This window comes from Gottfriedia sp. NPDC056225 (genome assembly GCF_042267765.1).
Lineage (GTDB): Bacteria > Bacillota > Bacilli > Bacillales > Bacillaceae_G > Gottfriedia.
Genome location: NZ_JBHJTJ010000008.1, coordinates 49,226 through 74,426, shown reverse-complemented (window position 1 = coordinate 74,426; position 25,201 = coordinate 49,226). Strand labels below are relative to the sequence as shown.

General features: G+C 33.9%; 13 protein-coding genes and 1 tRNA gene. 9 read left to right on the top strand and 5 right to left on the bottom strand.

Going from position 1 to position 25,201, the window contains the following annotated elements:
• Window positions 1-16 precede the first annotated feature (16 nt).
• From ACFCYN_RS07985 to ACFCYN_RS07970, 4 genes are all read right to left on the bottom strand, one after another.
• A complete protein-coding gene (locus tag ACFCYN_RS07985; protein WP_375948623.1) occupies window positions 17-2,314 on the bottom strand; it encodes an ATP-dependent helicase in 2,298 nt (765 codons plus the stop codon).
• A gap of 217 nt (window positions 2,315-2,531) precedes the next feature.
• On the bottom strand, window positions 2,532-2,960 hold the full coding sequence (locus tag ACFCYN_RS07980; protein ID WP_216854214.1) for a GNAT family N-acetyltransferase: 429 nt from the start codon (window positions 2,958-2,960) through the stop codon (window positions 2,532-2,534).
• Complete coding sequence (locus tag ACFCYN_RS07975; RefSeq protein ID WP_172445623.1) at window positions 2,957-3,472, bottom strand: YjcG family protein; 516 nt, start codon at window positions 3,470-3,472, stop codon at window positions 2,957-2,959. The genes ACFCYN_RS07980 and ACFCYN_RS07975 overlap by 4 nt, the downstream gene beginning before the upstream one ends.
• A 113-nt stretch (window positions 3,473-3,585) precedes the next feature.
• On the bottom strand, window positions 3,586-4,314 hold the full coding sequence (locus tag ACFCYN_RS07970; protein WP_172445622.1) for an alpha/beta hydrolase: 729 nt from the start codon (window positions 4,312-4,314) through the stop codon (window positions 3,586-3,588).
• Window positions 4,315-4,429: 115 nt separating this feature from the next.
• Here ACFCYN_RS07970 and ACFCYN_RS07965 point away from each other — a divergent pair, with 115 nt between their 5' ends.
• From ACFCYN_RS07965 to ACFCYN_RS07930, 8 genes are all read left to right on the top strand, one after another.
• Window positions 4,430-5,344 carry a DMT family transporter gene (locus ACFCYN_RS07965; protein ID WP_172445621.1) on the top strand — a complete coding sequence of 305 codons (915 nt, stop codon included), beginning with the start codon at window positions 4,430-4,432 and terminating at the stop codon, window positions 5,342-5,344.
• Between the two features lie 144 nt (window positions 5,345-5,488).
• Window positions 5,489-6,802 carry a potassium transporter TrkG gene (locus ACFCYN_RS07960; protein ID WP_172445620.1) on the top strand — a complete coding sequence of 438 codons (1,314 nt, stop codon included), beginning with the start codon at window positions 5,489-5,491 and terminating at the stop codon, window positions 6,800-6,802.
• Between the two features lie 14 nt (window positions 6,803-6,816).
• Complete coding sequence (locus tag ACFCYN_RS07955; protein ID WP_172445619.1) at window positions 6,817-7,473, top strand: potassium channel family protein; 657 nt, start codon at window positions 6,817-6,819, stop codon at window positions 7,471-7,473.
• Window positions 7,474-7,574: 101 nt separating this feature from the next.
• Window positions 7,575-8,771, top strand: coding sequence for a DUF6944 family repetitive protein (locus ACFCYN_RS07950; protein WP_375948619.1), 1,197 nt, complete (start codon window positions 7,575-7,577; stop codon window positions 8,769-8,771).
• Between the two features lie 281 nt (window positions 8,772-9,052).
• Window positions 9,053-9,247: a hypothetical protein gene (locus ACFCYN_RS07945; RefSeq protein ID WP_172445617.1), complete on the top strand. Its 195-nt coding sequence runs from the start codon at window positions 9,053-9,055 to the stop codon at window positions 9,245-9,247.
• Between the two features lie 122 nt (window positions 9,248-9,369).
• Window positions 9,370-9,442, top strand: a tRNA-Val gene (locus tag ACFCYN_RS07940).
• Between the two features lie 1,160 nt (window positions 9,443-10,602).
• Window positions 10,603-14,148: a S8 family serine peptidase gene (locus tag ACFCYN_RS07935; RefSeq protein WP_375948617.1), complete on the top strand. Its 3,546-nt coding sequence runs from the start codon at window positions 10,603-10,605 to the stop codon at window positions 14,146-14,148.
• A 750-nt stretch (window positions 14,149-14,898) separates the two neighbouring features.
• Window positions 14,899-22,113, top strand: coding sequence for an immunoglobulin-like domain-containing protein (locus ACFCYN_RS07930; protein ID WP_375948615.1), 7,215 nt, complete (start codon window positions 14,899-14,901; stop codon window positions 22,111-22,113).
• A gap of 128 nt (window positions 22,114-22,241) precedes the next feature.
• On the opposite strand, the gene ACFCYN_RS07925 is transcribed toward ACFCYN_RS07930, so the two are convergent.
• Window positions 22,242-23,150, bottom strand: a complete 909-nt coding sequence (locus ACFCYN_RS07925) for a LysR family transcriptional regulator (protein WP_375948613.1) — start codon at window positions 23,148-23,150, stop codon at window positions 22,242-22,244.
• A 455-nt stretch (window positions 23,151-23,605) separates the two neighbouring features.
• On the opposite strand from ACFCYN_RS07925, the gene ACFCYN_RS07920 reads away from it, so the two are divergent.
• On the top strand, window positions 23,606-25,123 hold the full coding sequence (locus ACFCYN_RS07920) for an aldehyde dehydrogenase family protein (protein WP_375948611.1): 1,518 nt from the start codon (window positions 23,606-23,608) through the stop codon (window positions 25,121-25,123).
• The last annotated feature ends 78 nt before the right edge of the window (window positions 25,124-25,201 follow it).

The window sequence follows — 25,201 nt, the reverse complement described above, 5'->3', positions numbered from 1 at the left end:
CATTAGCTGCTCACCTTTATTTTTTATTTATAAATCGTTTTATTAATCGTGAAGGATTAGCTTTTTTTCCTCGTCTTCTTTGAAGAAGCGATAAGTATAATTGCTTTCTAGCTCTTGTACAAGCAACATATAAAAGGCGACGTTCTTCTTCTAATTGATCTAGGTTGCCGTTCTTTAACGACTCTAGAGCATAATCATGTGGAAAGCCACCGTCTACTACTCCTAATATATAGACATAATCATATTCTAAACCTTTAGAGCGGTGAGCCGTTAAAAGCGAAATATTTCCTTGTGAAGATTGGTTTTTTTTCTGCTTGTACTCTTTAAACTTAGCTGAAATATGAAATGCGTGTTCTACAAACTCTCGAATTGATTTAAAGTTTTTGCTGACGACTTTTAAATCTCTTAAATCATCTGAAGGGCGTTCTATTTTATTAGATTCATTTCCGCGCTTTTTTATATAGTCTGTAAATGCAGGACTTTCTTCAATTCGTTCAATCGCTTCTAATGGTGAAGCGATTTTTAAATAACGCAATATTTTAATTAGGTTTTCAATTTTTTTAATTTGAAATGGTGCAGCACTTTTTATCGTCGTAAATGCTTCTAAGAATGTTAGATTTTGCAATACACTGTTCATTTTTGCATCTTGAAATGCTTGCTGTTTTAGAAAAAAGACAGGCAATATTTCTTTTAAAGCGGACTGATGATCCTCATCTTCAATTAACAATAAGAAAGAGATCATTTTTCGAATAATCGGTCGATCATAAAATGAGTCTCCGTCTTGATCGATTGTAAATGGTAAACTTGTGCCAATTAAACGCTCAAAAACAGCCCTTGAGGCAGTATTAGTACGATATAAGATGGCAAACTGTCCTGGATTTGCACCATTATTAATTTTTTCTTTCATATCATTAATAATCATCGTAGCTTCCTCTTCTTCATCATACGGAAAGAAGAAAGAAGGTACCTTATCGTAGTCATATTGTGCATGCATAGATTTTACAAAACGGTTTTTATTAGGTTTAATGACTTCGTTTGCCAAAGAAACAATTCCGTGAGTGGAACGATAATTTTCACTTAAATGATAAATTTTAGCTCCTGTGAAATGCTCCTTAAAGTCTAAAATAAATCGAGGATCGCTTCCTCTAAACGCATAGATTGACTGGTCATCGTCTCCAACTGCTGTAATATTCTCTGTATGTTGAAAAAGAACTTGTAGAATATTAAATTGAATTTTATTAATATCTTGAAACTCATCGACTAATAAACATTTAAATCGATTCTGATAATGCAGCAGTAATTCATTATTTTCATTTAACATTTCAAAGCAGCCAAGTAACATATCATCAAAATCAAATTGTCCGTTTTCCTTTTTTAATGATTCATATCCTTCATAGAGTGAAGCGACCTGATTTTCCCAAGTATCTTTTGACCTAATTTCATGTGGATAAACGCATGAGTTTTTCCATAAGCCGATTTGCTGAATAGCTTGGTCATATGCAAATGATTTTTCATCAATTTCAAGTCGTCGTCCAATTTGCTTTAACATGATTTCTTTTTGAAAATCTGACTTAATTAATCGACTTGAATCCCATTTTGTACGATCAAAGCGCAAAAGCATTTTATAGAAAATACTATGAAACGTTCCAATTTCCATCTGTTGCGTAGGATAACCAAGATTTTTCATGCGCTCTTTCATTTCTGTCGATGCCTTTGATGTAAACGTTACTAGCATCATTTCGTGTGGGAGTATCCCCTTATTCATTAAGTACATTGCTCTAGTTGTTATTACACGGGTTTTACCACTTCCTGCTCCGGCAAGTACAAGTAATGGAGAATCCGTATGTGTAACGGCATCCCATTGTTGTGCATCTAATGGAATTTGATTGATCACATAGTCATCCGTTTTTTGCTCAACTTTTTTATATGGAGGAATGTGGTAAAAGGGTAGCCGATTTATAAATTGATTTTCATCTGTTTTATCGATTGTAGATGTATTTGAGATTGAACGATTAGTAGGTAATTTAATCGTACCATCTTGATAATTTTCAGTAGTAGTTGTAGCGGCTGTTTCAGATCTAGCAATGATTGCTTCTTCTAATTCAATCGTTTTGTTTTTACATGCTAGATTTTGATCTTTGTTTATATGATAAAAATGAGGAATATCATAAATAGTTAATGTGAAGCTTAAATTTTGCTGACAGCTAGCACATTTCACTTCACCGCGAATACTGGCTTGATATATTTCCTCATATCTTGAACGAGGGAATTCTGGTAAATAGATTGTTTGGTTTTGATAGTTTGCAATTTTCATTATTTTCCCCCTTAAATTTAATGCAGACTCATCTATGTTAACAGAAAGACAGGGTTAATGGAAGGTAGGGAAGAGGTTCAAAGAAAAGAATTTAATAGACTTATTTCCGCTATTTTTGTTATTTTTTCTATCCTTTTAATGTCGATAAACGTTCATTATTCCAACTATTTCCAAAAAAAAGATCGAAGCTCTATAAGAACTCCGATCTTTTACCAGCTTATAATTTTAGATTCATTTCTACGTGTGGAATACCAGCTTCGAAAAATATTTCGGAAGTGATCGCGTAACCTAATTTTTCATAAAAAGGAATTGCAGATTCTTGTGCGTGTAGAACTAATTGGCTCAAGCCTTTTTCCTTTGCAGTTTTAAGGATTAAGTACATGATTTCATTTCCAATTTTTTTTCCTCGATAGTTTTCTAGAACACAGATTCGTTGCACTTTTCCTGTCGATTCGATTAATCTTAGGCGACCAGCAGCAATCGGTTGTTCTCCATCGTAAGATACGAAGTGAACACATTCATCGTCTAGTCCATCGAATTCTAGCTCTTTTGAAATTTGTTGCTCTACAACAAAAACTTCAACTCGAACCTTTAGGGCATCTTGTATTTCTTTTTCTGTTGCTGCAACGATCGTACGAATTGTCATTTATTTGCTCCTAATTTAAATGTTTCATATACTTCCCAAGCACCGTTTTCTAATTGGTAAACTAATTTAAAGCTATCAACTACTTCATTATAACTAAATTGAATCATGCGTAACTGGCCAAGAATATCTGCAAATTCAGCATCTTGTAATTGCTGACCAATTGTAATATGCGGTACGAATGCATATTCCTTTGTTTCAGGAAATGTACCAGTGTGCATTTTTTCATGAAGCTCTTTTAATGCTTCAACAGGATTAACTTTTAAATAGATGACATTATTAACGGGTGCAAAAGAACTAACTTTATTAATTTCCAATTCAAATGGTTCAATTTGAGTCGCAATTTCATTTAATTGTGAAATAATATTTGGAAGTTGATCTTCATTAATCTCAAATCCACTTCTTAATGTAACATGAGGAGAAATTAACGTATAAGCTGGATCAAAACGTTTTCTATACTCATTTGCCTTTTCTTGAACGAAATTAGATGGAAAAATAACAACGCCACATTTCATAAAAATTACCTCCTGTTTTCGATACTTTTTATTTTAATTTAAAAAATTAACGATTTTAAAAACTACCAATTTTAATTATACCAAATTTTTTGAAAATCGATAAGTTTCGCGAATTATTTCTCCAAACTAATTTTTAACAATTCTTCTAACTGCTTTTCCCAATTAGTCCAAGTATGGTCTCCTTCATATTCAGCATAATGTAATTCCACTGGGAAGTTGGCTAAATATTCTTTTAACTGTAATCCACCTTCGACAAAATTAACCCATTGTTTGCTTGGGGTAAAAACATTATCTTCTTGTTTTCCAACAGTTTGAATAATTGAAAGAATCGAGTTTAATTTTGAATTCTTTAAAAACTCGATTACATCATTATTAACAAAAGGGGACTGCATAATAATTTGTCCAAATGTATTTGGATATGTAAATGCTGCTTGTAGTGAAACCGTGGCACCTAATGAATCGCCTATTAACGTTCTACTATGTGCTAAACCAAGCAGTGGTAGGTGATCATCTAAATAAGGTAGTAATTCTTCAGCTAAAAATCGAATATAATTTTTTTGGCCAGGTTGAGATGGATGATATAGCTTAAAACGTTCTTCTGGTGAAGAATATGGAATTCCAACTACAATTGTAGGTTGAATTGATCCTTCTTTCGTTAATTTTTCGATAACTCTATGTACTTTTCCTAAATTAAAATAGTCTTGACCATCTTGTGTAATTAATAAGTGATGTTTTATTAACGGAGTGTACTTGCTTGAATAGTATATTGTAAATGTAACTTCTTTTTGAATGTGTTCACTATATAATGTATGTTCTTCTCTTGTACCATTTGTTTGAATCATAAATGTCTCCTCTTCTTTTCCCTAGGATGATATAATTAGATGTTACTTTATATAAAAAAATTAGAAAAGTAAAAAGTGTTAAACGCTTACAAATTAAGTCATAATGAGGTGAAACATGAGTAAAAAACAACCTAATGCAATGATGTCATTATTAATATTGTCCATTATTGCCATTTCAACTTCAGCTATATTAGCTAAATGGACGAATGCATCTCCATCTGTTTTAAGCATGTATCGCCTCTGGTTTACATGTATATGGATGCTACCATTTGTATTGAAGCGAAAAAATGAGTTAAAAGCTTTAAAAAAATCTCATTATAGGTCATTCGCTTTAGGTGGATTAATGTTAGCGATTCATTTTATTTTATGGTACGGTTCATTAGTGTTTACTTCAGTGGCAAGCTCAACCATTATATTAGCTCTTCAACCACTTGTAGCAATGATCCTTGGTTATTTTGTCTTTAAAGAACGAACTTCCATGCAATCTAAAATATGTATGATTATCGCGATTATTGGTGTATGTCTAATAGGATTCGGTGATATTGGTTTAAGTATGTCAGCTTTTAAAGGTGATATTCTTTCGTTTTTAAGTGTAATTGCTGCAGTGCTCTATTTAATGGTTGGACAAACAACCGTAAAAAATACGTCTCATTGGGTGTATAGTTTTTGGGTATTCGCATTTTCAGCGGCATTTTTAACAATTTATAATATTGTAACAATGGATAATTTCTTTGATTATCAATCAAAAGATTGGATCATCTTTATTGCATCAGCCATTATTCCATCATTAGCTCATATTATTAATAACTATTTATTAAATTACGTAAATGCTACAACGATCTCGATGAGTATACTTGGAGAACCAGTTGGTGCATCTATTTTAGCAGTATTCCTTCTTCATGAAATGCTATCATCATTTCAGTTAATCGGAGGCACAATCGTAATCGTAAGTGTATTCTTGTATTTATATCAACAACAAAAAGAAGTTTCATCGATACAAGTGAAATCGGATAATTCTTCATCAGCATAAAAAACGTTACATGACTTTCAAATCTTTCTATTGATTTGAAAGTTTTTTTGTTTTTTTACTAAAAATAGGTAGAATAGATAATAGCAATTAGTAAAAAATTCCATGAACTTTTATCCCGAACTTAAAGGAGAAAAAGAGCTACTTATGAAGAAAAAGAAGAAAGCAAAAAATCCTCTCCACTACATATTTATTTCCTATATATTAATTACATTTTTATTTTCATTTTTATACTATCTACCTTTTACGAGAATTTCTACAATTAGCTATATAGACAGTCTATTTGTTTCAACTAGTGCGATTAGTGTGACTGGGTTAACAACAGTAAACTTAGTTGAGACATTTAATGTGTGGGGCAAAATATTATTAATGATTCAAATGGAAATTGGTGCAATCGGAATTGTTGTATTTATTAGCTATGGATTTATGATCCTTGGTATTCGGATTACAATTTCAAATTTATTAGTCGTATCAAAAGATCAAAATCAAAGTAGTATAAAGTCAATTAAACGATTAAGTTTGTCGGTTTTATTTACATCATTAATCTTTCAATTTATAGGTGGTTTATTTTTTTATAGTCAATTTAGGGAGAAATATGACACCGTATTTGAAACATTATTAGTTACAGCATTTCATTCAATTGCAAGCTTTACAAACACGGGCTTTGATTTATTTGGCAATAGTTTAATCTCATTTCAAAAAAATAACTTAGTCTTAATTGTAACAGCGGCATTAATTTTTATAGGTGGATTAGGCTATCCAACTATAATGGAATACGTCTATAAATATAATAAGAAAAAATCTTTATTTACGAGAATCAATATGCGACTACATTTTTCGTTTATGATTATAGGAACGATTATTTTTTGGCTTTTAGAAAGAGGGCATGCTTTTAAACATTTAAATTTTTCAGATCAACTAACAAACTCAATGTTTTTATCGGTTACTAGTCGTAATGGAGGATATGCACCTCTTGATATTGCGGAATTGACATTACCTGCAATATTGATTCTTTTAGTGCTTATGTATATCGGTGGAGCTTCCTCGAGTGCAGCTGGAGGGATACGCTTAACAACAGTTTCGGTGTTAGCAGCAAAAATGTTTGCGGTCATTAAGTCACGAGACGATACGATTATTTTTAGAACAAGTGTAAAGAAAGAAGTAGTTGACCGTGCATTTGTTATAGCGATGAGTTTTATCATTTTGATTACAATTGCAACTATTATTATTTCGATTTTTGAACCGTTTCAATTAGATTTAATTTTACTAGAAGTGATCTCAGCAATTACGAATACTGGATTATCATTAGGGATTACAACAAATATACATAGCATTTCAAAAATAATAATAATTTTACTTATGTTTATTGGTAGAATTGGAATTTTCACACTGATTTATTTCGTACTTCGAGTAGATAAACAAAAGTTGAAATATGTTGAAAAAGATTTAGCAGTTGGGTAAGGAGGAAAGTTAAAATGCCAAAGCAATACTTAGTAATTGGTGCTGGTCGATTTGGTCGAGGGATTGTAAAAGAATTAGATCGATTAGGTCACGAAGTTGTTGTTTGTGATAAAGAAAAAAAGACATTAGACCAATTAGAGGAGTACACAGAATATGCAGTAATTGGCGACTTACGTGAGGAGTCCATTCTAGAAGACTTAAACGTAAGTCAATTTGATGCAGTATTTGTTGCGATTGGAACGGATTCGTTAGCCTCTATTTTAATCACGAGAAGATTGAAAGAGAGGAAGGTAAAAAGAATTATATGTAAAGCAAATAATCGTGAAGTAGGCGGAATTTTAGAAAGTATAGGTGCCGACTTAGTCATTTATCCGGAAGAGGAGGCAGGACATAAAGCAGCACGAATGGAAGCGATGAGCGGAATCATTGAATACATTGAAATTACAAAAAATGTTGCAGGTGTAGAAACGGTCATCCCAGAAAAATTAGTCGGTAAATCATTAAGGGAAATGAACTTTTCTGTGAAGTACGGTATAACAGTTGTACTTATCATCCGTGATGGCGAGCCAATGGTATCTCAAATCGGAGACGTTGTTTTTCAAACTGGCGATTTAATTTTTATTGTAGGAGAAAAATCAAAAATTGAATTATTTAAGAAGAAAGTTGGGTAGATACATTTCGGGCTTAATTATATTTACCTATTTGGAACGTTTAAACGCCTTAGATGAATATACTAATCCTAAATGACTAATCAAGGATTGGTGTTTCTATAATGAGCCAAGTGATGGAGGTTATTGGTTCATGGGTGAATGCAATTGGCACAATCAGTTCAGCAATAAGTAGTACACCCATGAGAGGATTAAAAGGAGAAAACCGAAAAAGATGGGAAGATATAAGTTTTCATCTAGATTTTGGTGGGAATACCTTTCAAGCAATCGGAAATATCATAGAAGCTTTCTTAGGTGAACCTAGTGTATTAGAAGATGCAGGTGAAATTATCCAAGCTTCAGGTAATGTCACTGTATTATTCAGTTTATTAGCTGCAGAAGCAGAGGAAGAAAAAATAGAAGAAGCAAAAAATCCAGATCGAGCGATAAAATTAAATATTACAGGGAATGCACAACAAGCATTTGGGGGACTAATTGCAGCTCTCGAAGAAGTAAGTAGTGAGGATTTTGATGTATCTGGTTTCATGGGAAATTTTTTACAAGCGATCGGAAATACATTACAAGTATTGGGAGGTTTAGTAGAGTTAGAAATTGAGGATTTAAAAGACTATTTAGAAGAAAGTGGGCAAGTAGAAGCACCTAGCGATTTATCAGATGGAGTCATATTTGACGTACTTCAAGAATATCCAGGAATTGCGCACCAACATGAGGCTAGTGAACTCTCTGACGGAATTATATTTGATGAGGTTCAAGAATACCAAGGTAGACTGCCTGAAGCTAGTGATCTATCAAATGGAGAAATGAATAATCATAAAACAGCAGTAATAACTAATGAAGAAACTATGAATGAAATAGTAATGCTTTTTGGTAGAATACCAGATTACGAACCGATTGAAGCATCAGATGAATCGATTTCAAGTCAAACGGCAGAACCAATCTTAAGCGAACAAGGAATGCCTAGTGACTTATCAGATGGGGTAATTTTTGATGTACTTCAACAATTTGAAGAAGAAACTGAAACTAACCCATTAGTTAAGGAATACGAAGAGCTAGCATTACTACTAAAATATAGCGGTAGTTGGATTCAAGCTGGTGGATCAATCGTTTCCGTATATTCTGAGCAAAAAGAGTTACTAAAAGTGAAATCTGAACAAAAAGAGCAAGAAAAAAAGGCTTTAGATAGTAAGAAAAAATCTAAAAGAACTAGAAATAATAAGAAAAAAAACTCCGAAACTCCATTAGAATCTAATCAAAATAAAAATACAACTTCTGAGTACTCAGTGTTCAGGAAAAAGAGCTAACAAAATAAGGGAACGTGAAAATGTTAGTTCTAGATACATAGAATAGGAATGAGATTTATTAAATAAAAATGTACTCTGGAAAATTTAAAATTAAACACATAAAACGTTTCAATAATATGAAGAAGAACATCATACTGCATATACAATGCTACTAAAATAGATAAGTTAACGATTACAAAATTATTTTGATTACATAATAGGCAAACTGGCAAATATTAATATTAAAAGAGTGTGTACTTCAATCACTAAGGAATATTAATAAGTAACTAGGAGAGAAGCCTATGAAAAACAGAATGATTAAAATCGTAAAAAACTATCATGTGCAGACAGTTGTCTTTGGCATTGGGGTCCTATTATTATTCTTAACAATTGTAATTGGTAGCATTTTATTAAGCAATATTCCAAGTGACCACGATATGAGATGGAAAGATTTAATGCACACAATTAGTAACTTAGAAGCAAAATCGAATAAATGACGGCTTATCAAAATCTATTTAATTACTTCATGTTCGAAATTTATTGTTAAAATTTGGTTGAAGTAAACGGGGGAAAACAGTATAATAGAGTTTACAGAGAGATAAATCTCACTATATATTACGATTCCATAGCTCAGCTGGGAGAGCACTACCTTGACAGGGTAGGGGTCGCTGGTTCAAGTCCAGTTGGGATCATACAAATGAGAAGGCTCAAACCTAAGTATATCAAGGGTTTGAGCTTTTTCTTTGTTTTCTATTATTCTTTGTATGAATATTATTCATTGCACAAAGACTGCACAGAAACTTCACGAGCTTATTAATTTAAACCAAATTTTTCATCAAATCGGTTAGCTGTTTTCTTCTGCATTTCTTCATTTGAATGTAATTAAATACCAAGTGTTGTTTCAACTCTTGAATGGCCCATTCTCTCGCTAACGATCTTCGGGTTCTCGCCCATTCTCACTGGAATTGGAGGAAACAATCTGATCAATGGAGGTAGGTTTTTATTGATTCTTCATCATTTATCGTACCGTAAATTCATGGGGACATTCCTATCAGACCTAGACCAATCGCTGAAACCTCTAAATCACTATTTCCGATGTCTAAATTCTCTTGATAGTAGCACATAAAAAAATCTCTTGTAAAATTTTCCTGCAAAGGGGATTGTTTTTAAAATTATATACTTAGAATCTATTGACTAAGTTCATATTTAAATAATCCATTTTATTAAAATAATGTCAATATATTATAGGTCTTAAGGACCGTTTCCCCCAATCTCTAGCAACCTAATTTACTTATTTTAATAAAATACTTAAAGAATATTCCGCATAAACCTATTTTATTCTTCGGATTTCGTTAATTAACAATGAGAAAAATGTCGATTCTTGTAACTGAGTAATAAATAATTCCCCCAATTTACAGTAAATGTATGTACAAATACAATATGAATTAAGTTCCCATTCTAAATCGATAGAATATTAGATTTGTCTTGTTGATAATTTTTGACTGATTTAATATCTATTAAGTTCCTTTTTGGAAATGGGAGTATGAAATTTGGAAGGGGAGATTTTTTAACAAAACATAAGGTAGTAGAATTAATGGGTTACATATTTTTGTTTAAAGAAAGTCTTAGATCTTTATTATTTAGTAACATTATTTTTACTGTACAAGATTAAAGTGAATTAATCTTGTACCAGATCTAAAAAGAAAAGTAGTCTCAAATTGACTAGCTAAATGGGTCTGTCTCTCTCGCTGTATACTTCAACTAATTTTAGAAGTATTCCATCAATTTAATCCTCTAATTTTCTTGTAAAGACTACCCGCTAATCATTTAATAGTTTGAAAGGGTGGAGAGTTTGAAAAAAAGAAAGCTATTTCCTTACAAGGTAATTTCTTCAATTGGTCTATCAGTATTACTATTTTCAACAACTGTATTTGCTGAAGGAGTTAATAATAATTCATCAAATGAAAAAGTAACTCGTAATATAAGCGATTACATAAAAAAAGGATTATTATCTGAACAAAGTCAAAATCGATTCGGTGACAAAAATCATGTTGGAGATAAAAACTTATACGATTTAGACAAAGAACAAATTAAAAAGTTTAAACCAGACGAGAAAGTAAGAATAATAGTTGAGGTTGATAGTCCAGTAGATGCATCAACCATGTCTGAAAAAACAAAAGAGAAAGAGTTTAAGTTAAAGCAAGATAAAGTCATTAATAACCTTAATAAAACAAAAAAGAATATACATGTTAAACATCGTTTCTTTACAGGGTTCAACGGATTTAGTACTGAAACAGAATATAAAAATGTGAATGAAATCAAATCGATTCAAGGCGTTAAGAATATTCATATCGCTAAAGTGTTCCAACCATCTATGGCTGCCAGTAAAGAATTAGTACAAGCTCAAAAAGTTTGGGAATCATATGGATATCAAGGAGAAGGTTTAGTAGTTGGAGTAATCGACTCAGGTATTGACTGGACACATAAGGATTTGAGGATAACTGACAAAGGAAAACAACAAGAAAAGTGGACTAAAGAAAAGATTCAAGGAAAATTTGCAGAAACAAATGTGAATGAAATTTGGTATAGCGAAAAAGTTCCAACAGGATATGACTGGGCGGATGACGACACAGATGTTATTCCCGGAGAATATGGAAGTCCACATGGTACACACGTGTCAGGAACAATTGGTGCAAATGGAGATGAAACAAATGACGGAGTAAAAGGGATTGCACCTGGCGTACAATTGTTAGCTGAAAAAGTATTTTCGGATTATGGTGGTGGAGCATATGAGGATGACCTTATTGCAGGAATTCAGCACGCAGTAACGATGGGTGCAGATGTTATTAATATGAGCTTAGGAAGTGATTCGGGGTGGGTTGGCGAAGAAGATGATCCAGTACAAAAAGCGATTCGTCAAGCAACTGAGCAGGGCACTTTGGTTGTTGTTGCAGGAGGAAATGCCGCTTATAGTACAAAAAATTATCTATTAGAAAGATCTTTACAACCATTTGCCGAGAACCCAGATATCGGAACAGTAGGGTCACCTAGTGTCAGTCCTTTTGCTTTATCTGTGGCATCTTATGAAAATTCAAAAGTGCATATGGATTCCATGAAATCAACTACTGGTGAAATTTTTCCATATAAAAATCAAGCTGATAAGAAGCTTATTGACGTTTTAGAAAAAGGGAAAAATTATGAATTTGTTTACGTTGGTGAAGGAAGAGCTGCTGATTACGCAGGTAAAGATGTAAATGGTAAAATCGTTGTAACAAAGCCAATTCCATCAACAGGCTATAGAGGGAATGTCACTTTCCAACAAGAAGCAGCTAAAAAAGGGGCAGTTGCACTAATCCAAGTACCAGCCTCAGATGTACCTGATTATCCTGATATCGATTTTTCACCATATTTCTTAACTTCTGTTACAACATCAAAAGTAGTAGGTGATGAATTAATAACTAAATTATCTAAAGGGCAAAAAATAAGTATGCAACTCTCAAGTGGAGTATATGTCGATAATCAAAATAAAAACAAAATGTCTTCATTCTCGTCTTATGGTGCACCTTATACTTTAGATTTTAAACCTGAAATTTCTGCTCCTGGAGGAAATATATATTCGACAGTACCTGGAAATCAATATGATGTTTATAGCGGTACATCAATGGCAACGCCGCATGTAGCAGGAGGAGCAGCACTTTTATTACAGTCATTATATAATAAAGGATTCAGCCATTCTGAGGAAACTGTACTAAAATCAAAAATTGCTTTAATGAATACTTCGAATATTATAATGGATCCTAATACGAATAATACATTACCTTATTCACCACGAATTCAAGGATCTGGTTTAATGCAAATTCAAAATGCAATTTCGACCCCGGCAATTATTACACAAAAAGGGGCACCACTTGAGCAAGCTGGAGCAGTAGCTTTAAAAGAAATTAAAAATGATCGAGCGATTTTCAACTTGAATGTGGAAGCATTTAAAAACCTTAATCTAAAAGATGATTTAGAATACGCTGTATATGTAGACGTTTTAACGGATGGAACTGAAACGAAAGAATTTGACTACGACAATGATGGGAAAAAGGATTATTCTAATGACTATTTAACGTTACAAAGTAAACGTGTAGAGGGTGCTTCTGTCTATGTGAACGGTGAAAAGATAACTAACTCACAAGGACTTGCATTAAAGATTAAGCAAGGGCAAGAAAAAAATTTAAATATTGAAATTCGACTTCCGAGAACTTTAAAGAAAGATGCATTTATCGAAGGGTTTGTACGTCTTATACCAACTGGTGCGAATAAAGACAAATCAGTTCCTTTAACAATGCCATATATGGGCTTTTTAGGTGATTGGACGAAACCAAAAAATATTGATCCTACTCCGTGGAATGATGATGTATATGTAGGATATACTGTACTTTGGGATGATGTATCTGATGCACCATTGGGATTTGATCGTATGACAAATAGTTTTAATTTAGATCATATGACGATTTCACCAAACACGTTCGCTCCAGGTGTTTACCCGTCGTTTCAAGTACTACGAAATTTAAAAGAAACTGAAATGTATATTGAAGATCAAAAAGGGAAAAAAGTTAAATGGTTAGGAAACCTTAGTGAATTCACACCGGATGGTTCACCATTTAAATTCACAAAAAATAACATGGCTAATGGTGATTTCTATTATATGTTGGATCGATATTCTGCCCCTAATTATACATGGAACGAAACAAATGAGAAGGGTGAGTTTGTTCCAGATGGTACTTATAATTATGTAATCAAATCAACTTTGGATTATAAATCTGCGAAACCACAATATGTAAAGCTGCCTGTAAAGATTGATTCAAAGGCTGTAAAAGTATCAGATATTCAAGTGCAACCAAAAAATGGAAAATATGAAATATCATTTAATGCTGTTGATAGTGCCGGTGGTAGCGGATACAACGGTGCCATTGTATTTGTAAATGGGGAGTATTATGAAACGAACGAAGGAGAAACATCGCTTAGTGTACCAACTGAACCAAAAGGTATTGTAGTAATGGCTTATGATTATGCATACAATCAAAGCTATACTGTTTGGGGTGACGAATCATATATTGATTACAATATGGTTCTTAGTTGGTTTTATGTTTCTGGAACAAATGTAAACGAAAATAATCCGGCTCAAATAACTGGTTATGCAAACAATCGTGTAGATTGGAAAATTTATGTTAAAGATGAAAATGGCAACATAGTTGAAACGAAAGAAATATTAAACGAGCATACTTTACGTATGAAATGGACACCTGAATCAAATGTCCCAGACGGAACTTATTATATTTCTGCTGGTGTTACCACGAAGGATGGATTTAAAGTTACAACAGATTCAGAAAAAATTACAGTAAAACGTTAATTTTTTGTACAAGCCAGCTTTCAATGAGCTAGGCTTGTATTTTTTGTTGTTGGTAATTCGATGCTTCCAATTTGACCGTGAAATTTGCATTCATCGCATACAAACTGATACACCGCGCCTTTGCCACCAAATTAGGAGAAATAAAGAGGTTTTTTACATCAATAGAAGTATGTGCTAATGAACATCGAATCGAACAAATCATCAACCATATTTCAATAATCGGTGAATATTTTTGCAGATAACACCTCTGTTATCGTCTGTTCCACGTATGAATAATAACGCGTCTGAAAAAGCACAAACTCTATTACTTATATACTCTATTCAACTACCTGCTATTTTGTTTATCTAGTAAGTTATGAACGAAAAGGATTAAAATCAAAATCTATACTAAAATAATTTATAAAAATCGTAAATTGACAATATGACTTTTCACTATCTTATTTAGCGAATTCCCCCAAGTTTAAAATAGAATTTTTTTTATGCATGTTCTATTCACTTCGTAATTTTGCAATTTTCTACAATTTTCTACAAAATTTAAACGTAGAACTGAAGTTTTGTTGGTCTCCTCTTATAATAATCAGCATGAACAATGAAAAATTAACCCCAATTTACAGCAAATATTGCACTAAGTACAATGAAAACAATAAGTCGTATTATTTAGAAAATTCTTAATAATAAGGTTTATGACTTGGATTTCGATTGAGCAAGTGAACTTCACTAATAGATTGTTCAGTCAACGGGGGAGGAAACATGAAGTATAGAAAAAGATTGTTGAAAAAAATGTCGTATATGGCGGTCTTCGGCCTTGTCATGTCAAACATGAATTTTGTATTTGCTGAGGAAAATAGTCATAAAAATCCATTCACAGTAAAAGAATCCGAACCAAAATCAGGAATATTTGTTACGAATGGTAAAGGAAACTTGAATTCACCTAATTTGTCTCAAAAAGATCTAGATGCCTTGAATGAGAAGGGTAAAAAAAGCATTGAGGCTGCAATTGAAAGGGATAAGAAAAAGAATCTTGCAGATTTGGCGAAATTGTCGGATATGGAAGCTCATAAGCCAGATGAGAAGGTTTCGGTCATTGTTCAGCTTAAAGGTCAAACAGTTTCTGAGATAAGTGCAGCTAATCATGTTGGAGTCAATAAAATGTCTGTGAACAATGCTTCAATTAGTGTCCAAGAAGATATTAAAACGATAAAAAACCAAATCATGAGTGAATTATCAAATAGTAAAACGAAGAGTAGTAATAAACTAGAGTTTAAGCACGAATTTGAAAATATATTTAAAGGGTTTAGTATTGATAATATCAAATTCGAAGATATAGATTATATTAAATCATTACCAGATGTACAAGCTGTTACATTACAACAAACATTTACACCAGCTGTTAATCAACAGCATGATTTGACAGGAATTAAAAATCTTTGGAATGGTTCTTCTTTAGGAAAACCGATTGGTTATAAAGGAGAAGGGATGGTCATTGCAGTAGTTGATACTGGCGTTGACTATACACATGAAGTATTCCCAGATCCGAAAAATATGAGTAAAGCAAGGATTAAAAAGGGGAAATTTAAACGTCTAGATGGCACAACCTCACTAAAAGTAGTAGATGGCTACAATTGGGCAGATCAAAATGATGATATCATCCCACGAGTGGAAGATCCAAATAATGCAACTAGCTCACATGGTGTGCACGTGGCAGGAATTGCAGCTGGGTCTGGCCCTGTTATACAAGGTGTTGCACCAGAAGCGCAAATTATTGCCGAAAAAGTGTTCTCTGATCATCAAGCCGGTGCATTAACAGAAGATATAATTAAAGGAATCGACCATGCTTCTTCATTAGGAGCAGATGTAATTAACATGAGTTTAGGCTCATCTTCTTCTTTCGATACAAGAGACCCTAATGATCCATTAGGAATTGCGATTCGAAATGCAACAGATGAGGGGCATGTGGTCGTAGTGGCAGCTGGAAATGCGTCTAATGCATATGCAGATCGATCTGGTGGTATGGGTGAAACAATAAAAATTGGACAAACTCCTGATTTAAATAAAATTGGTAATCCAGGTGTTTATCCAGATTCATTTACAGTTGCAGCTGCAAATAATATTGTTTCCAAACATACTTATAAATTTCATACAGACGAAGTTGATAATGATATTTCTGGCGAAGGTCTCGATGACTGGAATTGGCCATCAGACAAAAACAAAGAGTATACATTAGTTTCGCTAGGAAAAGACAGTAGTGGAAATGAACGTATTGGTGTGCCATCAGATTACGATGGATTAGATGTGACGGGTAAAGTTGTTTTAATTAAACGCGGTACAATAAGTTTTGCAGAAAAGGTAGCAAATGCGAAAGAAAAAGGTGCTGCTGGAGTAATCGTTTATAACGGAAGTTCTTCTCAACCAGCACCAGATCCTCAAGGATTCGGAACGATTCCATTTTCATTTATTAGTTATGATGATGGAAAGGCATTAGACGATATACTTTCATGTGGCGGTGATGGTCCTGTTATTGGCCCACTTAGCACATGTGGAGGTGGACCAGTTATTGGACCACTAGATGCAACCACGCAAAAGTCAATTAAGTTTAAAATTAATGAAGAGAAAGTAAGCTCTGCATTCGCTGAATCGAACCCAGGACAACCAACGGATTTCACATCTTGGGGGACAACTAGTGATCTTTTATTAAAACCAGAAGTAATGGCTCCTGGTCATGCGATTGTTTCATCAGTTAGAACTGCTGATACAAATAAACACAATGCGTATGAGAGCGAAGATGGAACTTCAATGGCAGCTCCATATGTAGCAGGTGCAGTTGCAGATGTAATGCAAGCTTTAATTGATAAAGGATTTAAACCAGGAACAAGAGCTTTTGCGGGGTTATCGAAGAATTTAATTATGAATACATCGATTCCAGCAAAAAGAGATTATATCAATGGTAATAATTCAATTGACCGTAGTGACTATATGACTGAATACCAACCTAGAAGACAGGGGGCAGGGATGATTCGCCCAGACCTTGCTGTAAAAACTCCCGTGGTTGTTTCCGGTTCAACTGGTACTGGTAGTATTAGTTTAAAAGAACTAGGCAAAGATACAACATTTACTCTAACTGCTTCAAATCTTTCAAATAAAGCTGTAACTTACAAATTAAATGGAACTGTGATGACGGATGTTTTAAAAGACAAGCTTAAGACAAATTCAGATAACATTCGTAGTCGATATTTAGATGATGCAAACTTATCATTTGATTTAAAAGAAATTACAATTCCAGCAAATTCAACTAAGCGAGTAACTGTTACTTTATCTTTAACAGATGCCACAGTAAAAAATACATTTGTTGAGGGCTATATTTATTTAACGCCGACAGATTCAAATAACCCGACACTAAGCGTGCCATATAATGGTTTTTATGGGGAATGGGATGAGCCAAGAGTCATCGATACACCAAATACCACGGATGTATGGACACAGTCAGGATTTGGTACACAATTAGCAGTTCAAACAGGTCCTTTCTATTTTGGATATGAACAGTTATTCGGTAAACCTACAACACCTGCTCAGATTGCTTTAGGTGACAAGTTTTATGCTTTTGGCCCTGAGTTTTTCCCAGTACCAGCGCTTGCTTTACTAAGAAGCGCACGAAACATAAAAATAGATGTTGTTGATAAAGAACATAATCTTGTGACTCATTTGGCAAATGAAGAATGGAATGTCAAAAACGATCCATATTCAGGTAGCTTACCTTCTCAGGTTTCACAAAACTGGGTTTGGTATGCGTATAATCAAGGACTACTTGTTCCTGATGGACAATATTACTTTGCAGTTACAGCAACAGCAGATGCACCAAATGCAAAACCGCAACCGACAGTTTATATTCCTATGTATAAGGATACTACAGCACCGAAATTAAATTTATTAAGATCAGCTGACTATGATGAAAAAACACATCCAGAAGTGACGAATAAAGATAGTTATACTGTGCGATGGACGATGGATGATGGAGATGCTGGTGGAGTTGACGGAAGTGTATATCTAGCTGTTAATGGAAGCGAGCCATTTACTACTTATAAATCAGATGTTAAACAAAATGCAGATGGCACATATGAGTTAAATGTACCAGGATTAAATGAAGGACTAAACATCATCACTATTGCTCCAATCGATAAAGTCGGAAATTATGGTGAATCTCATACAGTAATTGTTAATAAAACAAGTAATCATGTTTGGATTGATATGTATTCAGCTACTTTAGGTGACAAAAGTCCAAGTATGTACTGGACTGCTAACGTAAAACCTGACGACAATTTTAGTTTGAATTTTAAAGCAGTAGGACGTACAGGTGCTGTGAAAAAAATTCAAGCGGTCCTTTTAAAAGATTATTACGATAATAACACGATTGTTGGAGATCCGCTTGATCTTAATCTAAATCAAGTGATGACGGAAAAACCAGCATATGGAGAATACAGTGAGTATTCGATAAAAGGACAATATACCGTTCCAAAAGATTTACCTGCAGGAGAGTATGTTGTGAAGTATGTATGTTTAGCTGAGGGAGAAAAATGGAATGATGCAGAAATTCCAGCAATTGGCATCGAGACATATGTAGATACCGTGGCACCAACGATTTCAGTGAATGCGGATAAAATGAAAGCTTTTGTAGAAAAGAGCGGAGATCCTGTTTCTCTAATGTTAAATACGACAGTGAAAGATGAAATAGCAAATTCAAGAGGATATAAAGTAGAAGTAGCTGTTGATGGTGGAAATAAAAAATCGATGGGAAGTATAACAACTTTAGATAGATCTGAACAACCGTTCCGTTATCCAGTTGTGTTAGCAAATGGTGAGCACTCAATCGAACTGACAACTACCGATTATATGGGAAATGCAAGCACGATTAAGTTTGAGGTAAGTGTTGCCGCAGATAAAGTAATTGTTAAAAATGGTGAAACAAATACTGAACTTCCGATTAATATTGTTCCATATAAGGATGCTAGTAGAAATTCAGAAATAAAACTTAAATATAATAAGACTTACCATGTAGAAAGTTACGATCCATGGGCTCAAGGCTATCTTGTAACGCCTTATGGTAACAATAAAACATGGTCAGCAGATCCAGATTTAGCACCGATTTTATTAGTTGGAAATCAACAAAGAAAAGCGGCAACATCGTATTATCCTAATGCTATTCCAGAGTGGGACTTGCCATTAGGAGATGTATATACCTTTAATAGTCCTGTTGGATATAATGATCCAGGAAGTATACCAGAAGGAGAAAGTACGTTCCCGGTAACGATGATTGATTATTTAGGTCACGAGACAACGATCCAAGTACCTGTCATCAAAAATCCGTATATACCAAAAGTGAAATTTGATAACGCGATTATTGATTCAACGGGTACTGCAACATTCTTTACTTATGATTCAACATATGATGTAAAAGGGTCGATAACTGCGGTTGGAATGAATTTCTACGCTGAATGGGTTGATTGGAATCGAGCAGTAGCGGGAGAAGATAAATTCTATAAAAACTTATTTGATCCAACGTTAGAATGGAGAAGTGGTCCATATGACGATGCATTTAACGAAGAAACTGGAGGAAATATCCCAGAAGGATATAACAATGATCCAGGCGTAAAACCATTCAGTATGCCAACAGGTGAGTTAAAACCAGGAGCAAACTATTTTGAAATAGATGGTGGAAGTACAATCGGTGAGAACCCTAGTCACCCATTTGCAGGGAACCATCCATTAGTTTTCAATGTGGTTGTCTATCGTCTTGGTGCTGCAGAAGTCGCTGATCAACCACTAGCAACAAAAGCAGCGGAACAGTTGAATTGGGACAAGATAAAAGGTGGTAACACAGAGCAAACGAATGTGATGACTAATTTAATGCTACCTTTCTATGATAAAAATAATCTAGCAGAAATAAGCTGGGAAAGTAGTGACCAGAACATTATCACAAATGATGGGAAGGTATATCGAGCAGATAAAGATACGAATATCACACTGACAGCTAAGACAACTGTAGGTGGTGCTACTGCTGTTAAGAGGTTTAACGTGACAGTAAAAGCTAAAAATCCAGAAGACTCATCAGCAGTTGCTGAAGATTCTTCAACTATTACTTGGGATGTTATTCGTGAAGGAAATACTGACCAAGGTGATATATCTCAAGCTTTATCATTACCAACTAGAGGATCAAATGGTTCAGTAATTACTTGGACTTCTGATGATCAAAAGCATATTACAAATCAAGGTCAGGTGTACCTGCCGTTATTTGACGAAGATGATGCACACGTGGAACTTGTTGCAAAAATCACACGAAACAGCAGTACATTATACAAAACATTCCATCTAACAGTCCTAAGAGATACACAACACGCAGAACGTACAAAAGTACTACGCGTGTATCAAGGGTTAACAACTGACAAATTACTTGGCGAAAACACAAGTGATTTGGACGTGACAAAGGATTTAAACTTCCCGACAACTTTTGGAAATGATGGTGTCGAAATTCGATGGGAATCGGACATGCCAGACGTGATTGCAAATGATGGAAAAGTGACAAGACCTGCTCAAAATCAGTACATTTCAGTTTTCGCTTATATCAAATTAGGTGATGCTAGACTTGGAAAAACGTTTTATTTCTTTGTAAGAAGTAAAGATAATAATGATGATCCGGCAGTTTTGGCAGCTAAGTCATCAGTCGTTTGGAATTTAATAAAGAACAATAATATAGATCAAAATTCTGTAACATCTAATTTGAATTTGCCAACAAAAGGGACAAATGATACAACAATTAGTTGGTCTTCAAGTAATCTTTCTTTCATTAAAAATGATGGAACAGTAACAAGACCAAAATTTGAGCTTGGTAACCGTCCTGTTACGTTAACGGCAACTATTAAGAAAGGAAATGCTAGCACGACGAGAGAATTTTATCTGACAGTATTAAGACAAAATTATGAAGAACCACCAGTTTCAACAATCAACACAATTGATGACAATGACACAAGTATTTCAGGAACTACGCTAGCCAATGCAAATATTATTGTGAAAAATAAAGAACTTGTAGTAGGAACTGGAAAAACGAATGCCGATGGAAAATTTGTGATAAAGATTAGCCCACAAAAAGCAGGCACGGTTTTAACGGTATATGTCCAAGGTCAACAAAGTAAATCAGTAATCGTATTAGATCGTACAGCACCTAATGCACCAAGGATTTATCCAGTTGATGACAATGATACATCAATTTCAGGTAGTACCGAAGCAAACGCATCGGTTACGATTAACGTACAAAATAAAGTACTAGCAACAGGAAAAGCAGATTCAAAAGGGATATATCGATTTAAAATAAGTAAACAAAAAGCTGGTACAGCATTAATCGCATATGCAAAAGATCAAGCGGGAAATAAAAGTGCTACATCAAAAGTAACAGTATTAGACCGGACAGCACCTAATGCTCCAAGGATTAATCAGATTGATAACAACGATACATCAATATCAGGTACGAGCGAAGCAAATGCATCTATTATTGTTAAAAATCAAAACAAAATAATTGCAACAGGAAAAGCCGATACAAAGGGAGCATATCGTATTAAGGTAAGTAAACAAAAAACAGGTACAGTTCTAACAGTTTATGCCAAAGACAGCGCAGGAAATCAGAGCGCTGCATCTAAAACAAAGGTGTTAGATCGTACTGCTCCAAATACACCGGTCATCTCAAGCCTGAGTGTAAGTTCCAAACATGGTGTGGAAATTAAAGGTAAAGCAGAGGCTTATTCAACAATTGTTGTAACAATAGGGAATAAAGTTGTTGCAAAAGCAAAAGTATCAAGTAAGGGTACATTTGATATGAAATTACCAAAACAAAGTCAAGGTACAAAAACTATTACTCTATATGCAATGGATAATGCCGGAAATAAAAGTCATTCTGTAAAACGAACGATAAAAGTTAAGTAAAGGTAGTTCAATGTAATTAAAAAAAAAGAAGATGTCTCAAATGATTCGTATCATTTGAGACATCTTTTCATTTTATTAGCATTATACAATTTTAGGTTGTGAATTAGCTATGAATATGAAGTCGAATCTTAATTTAGATAATATTGTAATTCAGATTTAATAAACCGAGTTAAGTGTTCCTCAATTTTTGTAAGAGTTCTATTCTTCGTTTGAATAATGCCAAGTGTTACATTAATGGGTTCATAGTTGATAATATCAATTTCAACGATTTTACCTTCCATAACATAAGGGTTAGCTTTAGTAGCAAAGTCTGGGGCAAACCCAATCGCTAATCCATTTGAGATTAAACGAGATAGTTCTTCTGTTTGATTTGATGACAATAAAATATTCAATTTTCCAAAAGTACATTGAAAATTATTAATAAACCATTTAATATAATCGCCATTATATAAGACGATCCTTTGCTGAATGATTTCTTCTGGTGTTATTTTTTTCTTTTTAGCGAAAGGTGAATCTTTACTTACATAAACCTTTAATGTTCCCTCAAGGATACTTTCGAAATTTAAATTCTCAATATTTTTTAAAATATCTTCATAGATGCAGATAAGGCCGATTTCAGTTTTATTCTGTTGCACTGATTCAACTGTAAGTTCAGTTATATTTTCTGAAATCTCTATCGTTAAATTTGAATATAAATTCTTGAATTCCATTAATGGTTTCAATAAATAAGTAATAAAAGCAGGTATTGTAGACACTCTGAGAGTTCCAGAATGTGTATCTAAAAATTTTCTAGCCTCTTCGATTAATTCTTCATATTTTAACAAAACTTCATTTGCTTTTTTTACAATTTTAGCGCCTTCATTTGATTGAACAACCCCATAACGAGTGCGGTCGAAAATTTTTATCCCTAATTCATCTTCTATTTTTTTGATATCCTGACTAATACCAGATTGACTTATATGAAGATTCTGACCAGCTATAGAAAAAGAGCCCGTTTTAGCAACTTCAGAAAGAATTTTTAGTTTTTGTATGTGCATAGGATGACCACCTTATTAAATAAATTACTATATTAGAAATTCGTTTTGAGAATAGTAATATCCTCTAATTTTAGATATTAGTAATTGTGATTCAGGTATTACAAAGCTTAATTTTACTAAGTAATTATGAAGTTGTAAAATTAATTCAGATAATTCTTAATTTTTAAATTAGATTAAAATTCTAAAAAAACTTTCATCTAATTTTATATTCTAAAAATTTTTATGTGTTTTTGCAAGCGTTTTCTTGGGTGTTGAAAGTCTGTTGAACCAGGTCATTTTAATTTATCTTAATTCATTTAAAAAGGGGAAAGAACATGATCCATGACCTAATATCGTTATACCCTAATGATCTACCATTTTTTCTAAATAAGAGGTAAGGCCAATTCGATGGAAAAGGTGTTACTATAAATCCTATTTATCTAATATTAATAAAACTATTTTTAGGAGGTTTTTAAATGCAAACGACTGTAAAAGTATTAGAATTTCCGCTTTATATTGATGGTAGATGGACACCAGCAAAAAGTGGTGAAACGTTTAGTGTTAAAAATCCTGCATCCGGAGACGTAATCGCTCTAGTCGCTAAAGCAGGAAAGGAAGATACTGAGGCTGCTATTGTTTCTGCCCGTAAAGCCTTTGATTCAGGAGTATGGTCAAAAAAATCACCACAAGAAAGAGCTCAAATCTTAATTAATTTCGGAAATAAGATTGTCGAACATTCTGAGGAACTTGCATTCTTAGAAGCTATTAGCTCAGGTGCAACTGTAAGACGAATATCAAATTTAGATATTTTATATTTAGTAGATTTACTTCAGCAAACAGCAAAATTTACTGTTGAGTATCCATTTGTTGAGTCTCTGCCAGTTCTGCCTTTTCCAGGACCAAGCAATAATCAGGTATGGCGTGAAGGGGTTGGTGTCGTAGCTGCGATTACACCTTGGAATCTTCCAATGCTTTTAGCAATGTGGAAAATTGCACCTGCACTGGCAATGGGTAATTCTATTATTGTTAAGCCAGCTTCAAATACACCTCTTTCTACTTTAAAATTAGCAGAATTAGCTACTGAAGCTGGAATACCTGCCGGAGTTTTCAATGTTGTTTCTGGACCTGGAGCTACTGTTGGAGAAGTGCTAGCTACTCATCCACATGTTGATAAAATCGCGTTTACGGGTTCAACGGAAGTTGGACGACGTATTATGGAACTGGCGTCCGGTACGGTTAAACGTGTAACCCTTGAGTTAGGTGGAAAGTCACCTTCGATTGTTTTACCAGACGCTGATTTAGACATTACGATTCCAGGTAGCTTATTTGGATTCTGTCTTCATTCTGGACAACTTTGCGAATCCGGAACTCGCCTTTTAGTACATGATTCGATTTATGATGAAGTTGTTGATCGCTTAGCAAAATTAGCATCTTCAATTACAATTGGAAACCAGCTTGATATGGCGAACGGCATGGGACCTATGGCTTCTTTGCAACAACTTGATACAGTATTATCCTATGTTGAGACTGGAATTAGGGAAGGTGCTCGCTTAGTTTGCGGAGGTAAACGATTAACGGGTGAAGCTTATGATCATGGCTATTTCATTGAACCTACTATTTTCGCAGATGTAGACAATAAAATGAAAATTGCTCAAGAAGAGATTTTCGGTCCTGTGCTTTCCGTGATTCGCTACTCTACGGTTGCTGAAGCAGTCGAAATTGCGAATGACACAATTTTCGGGTTAGCAGCTGGTATTTGGTCAAAAGATGTTAATAAAGCACTAAAAATTGCTCGTGAATTAAAAGCAGGAACAGTTTGGATTAATGACTGGCACATGTTAAGAAGTGATGCACCATTTGGTGGGTATAAACAAAGTGGTTTTGGGCGTGAACTTGGCCGTTATGCTTTAGATGAGTACACGCAAGTAAAACATGTGCATTGTTCACTTACTCCTGAATTAAGCCAAAAACCTTGGTATGGCATCTTATTATAAAAAACTAGATTTAAAAGTTACGATTATAAAATAGTAGATTAATACAGTATGACTAATAAAAAACAATAATAGAAAAGA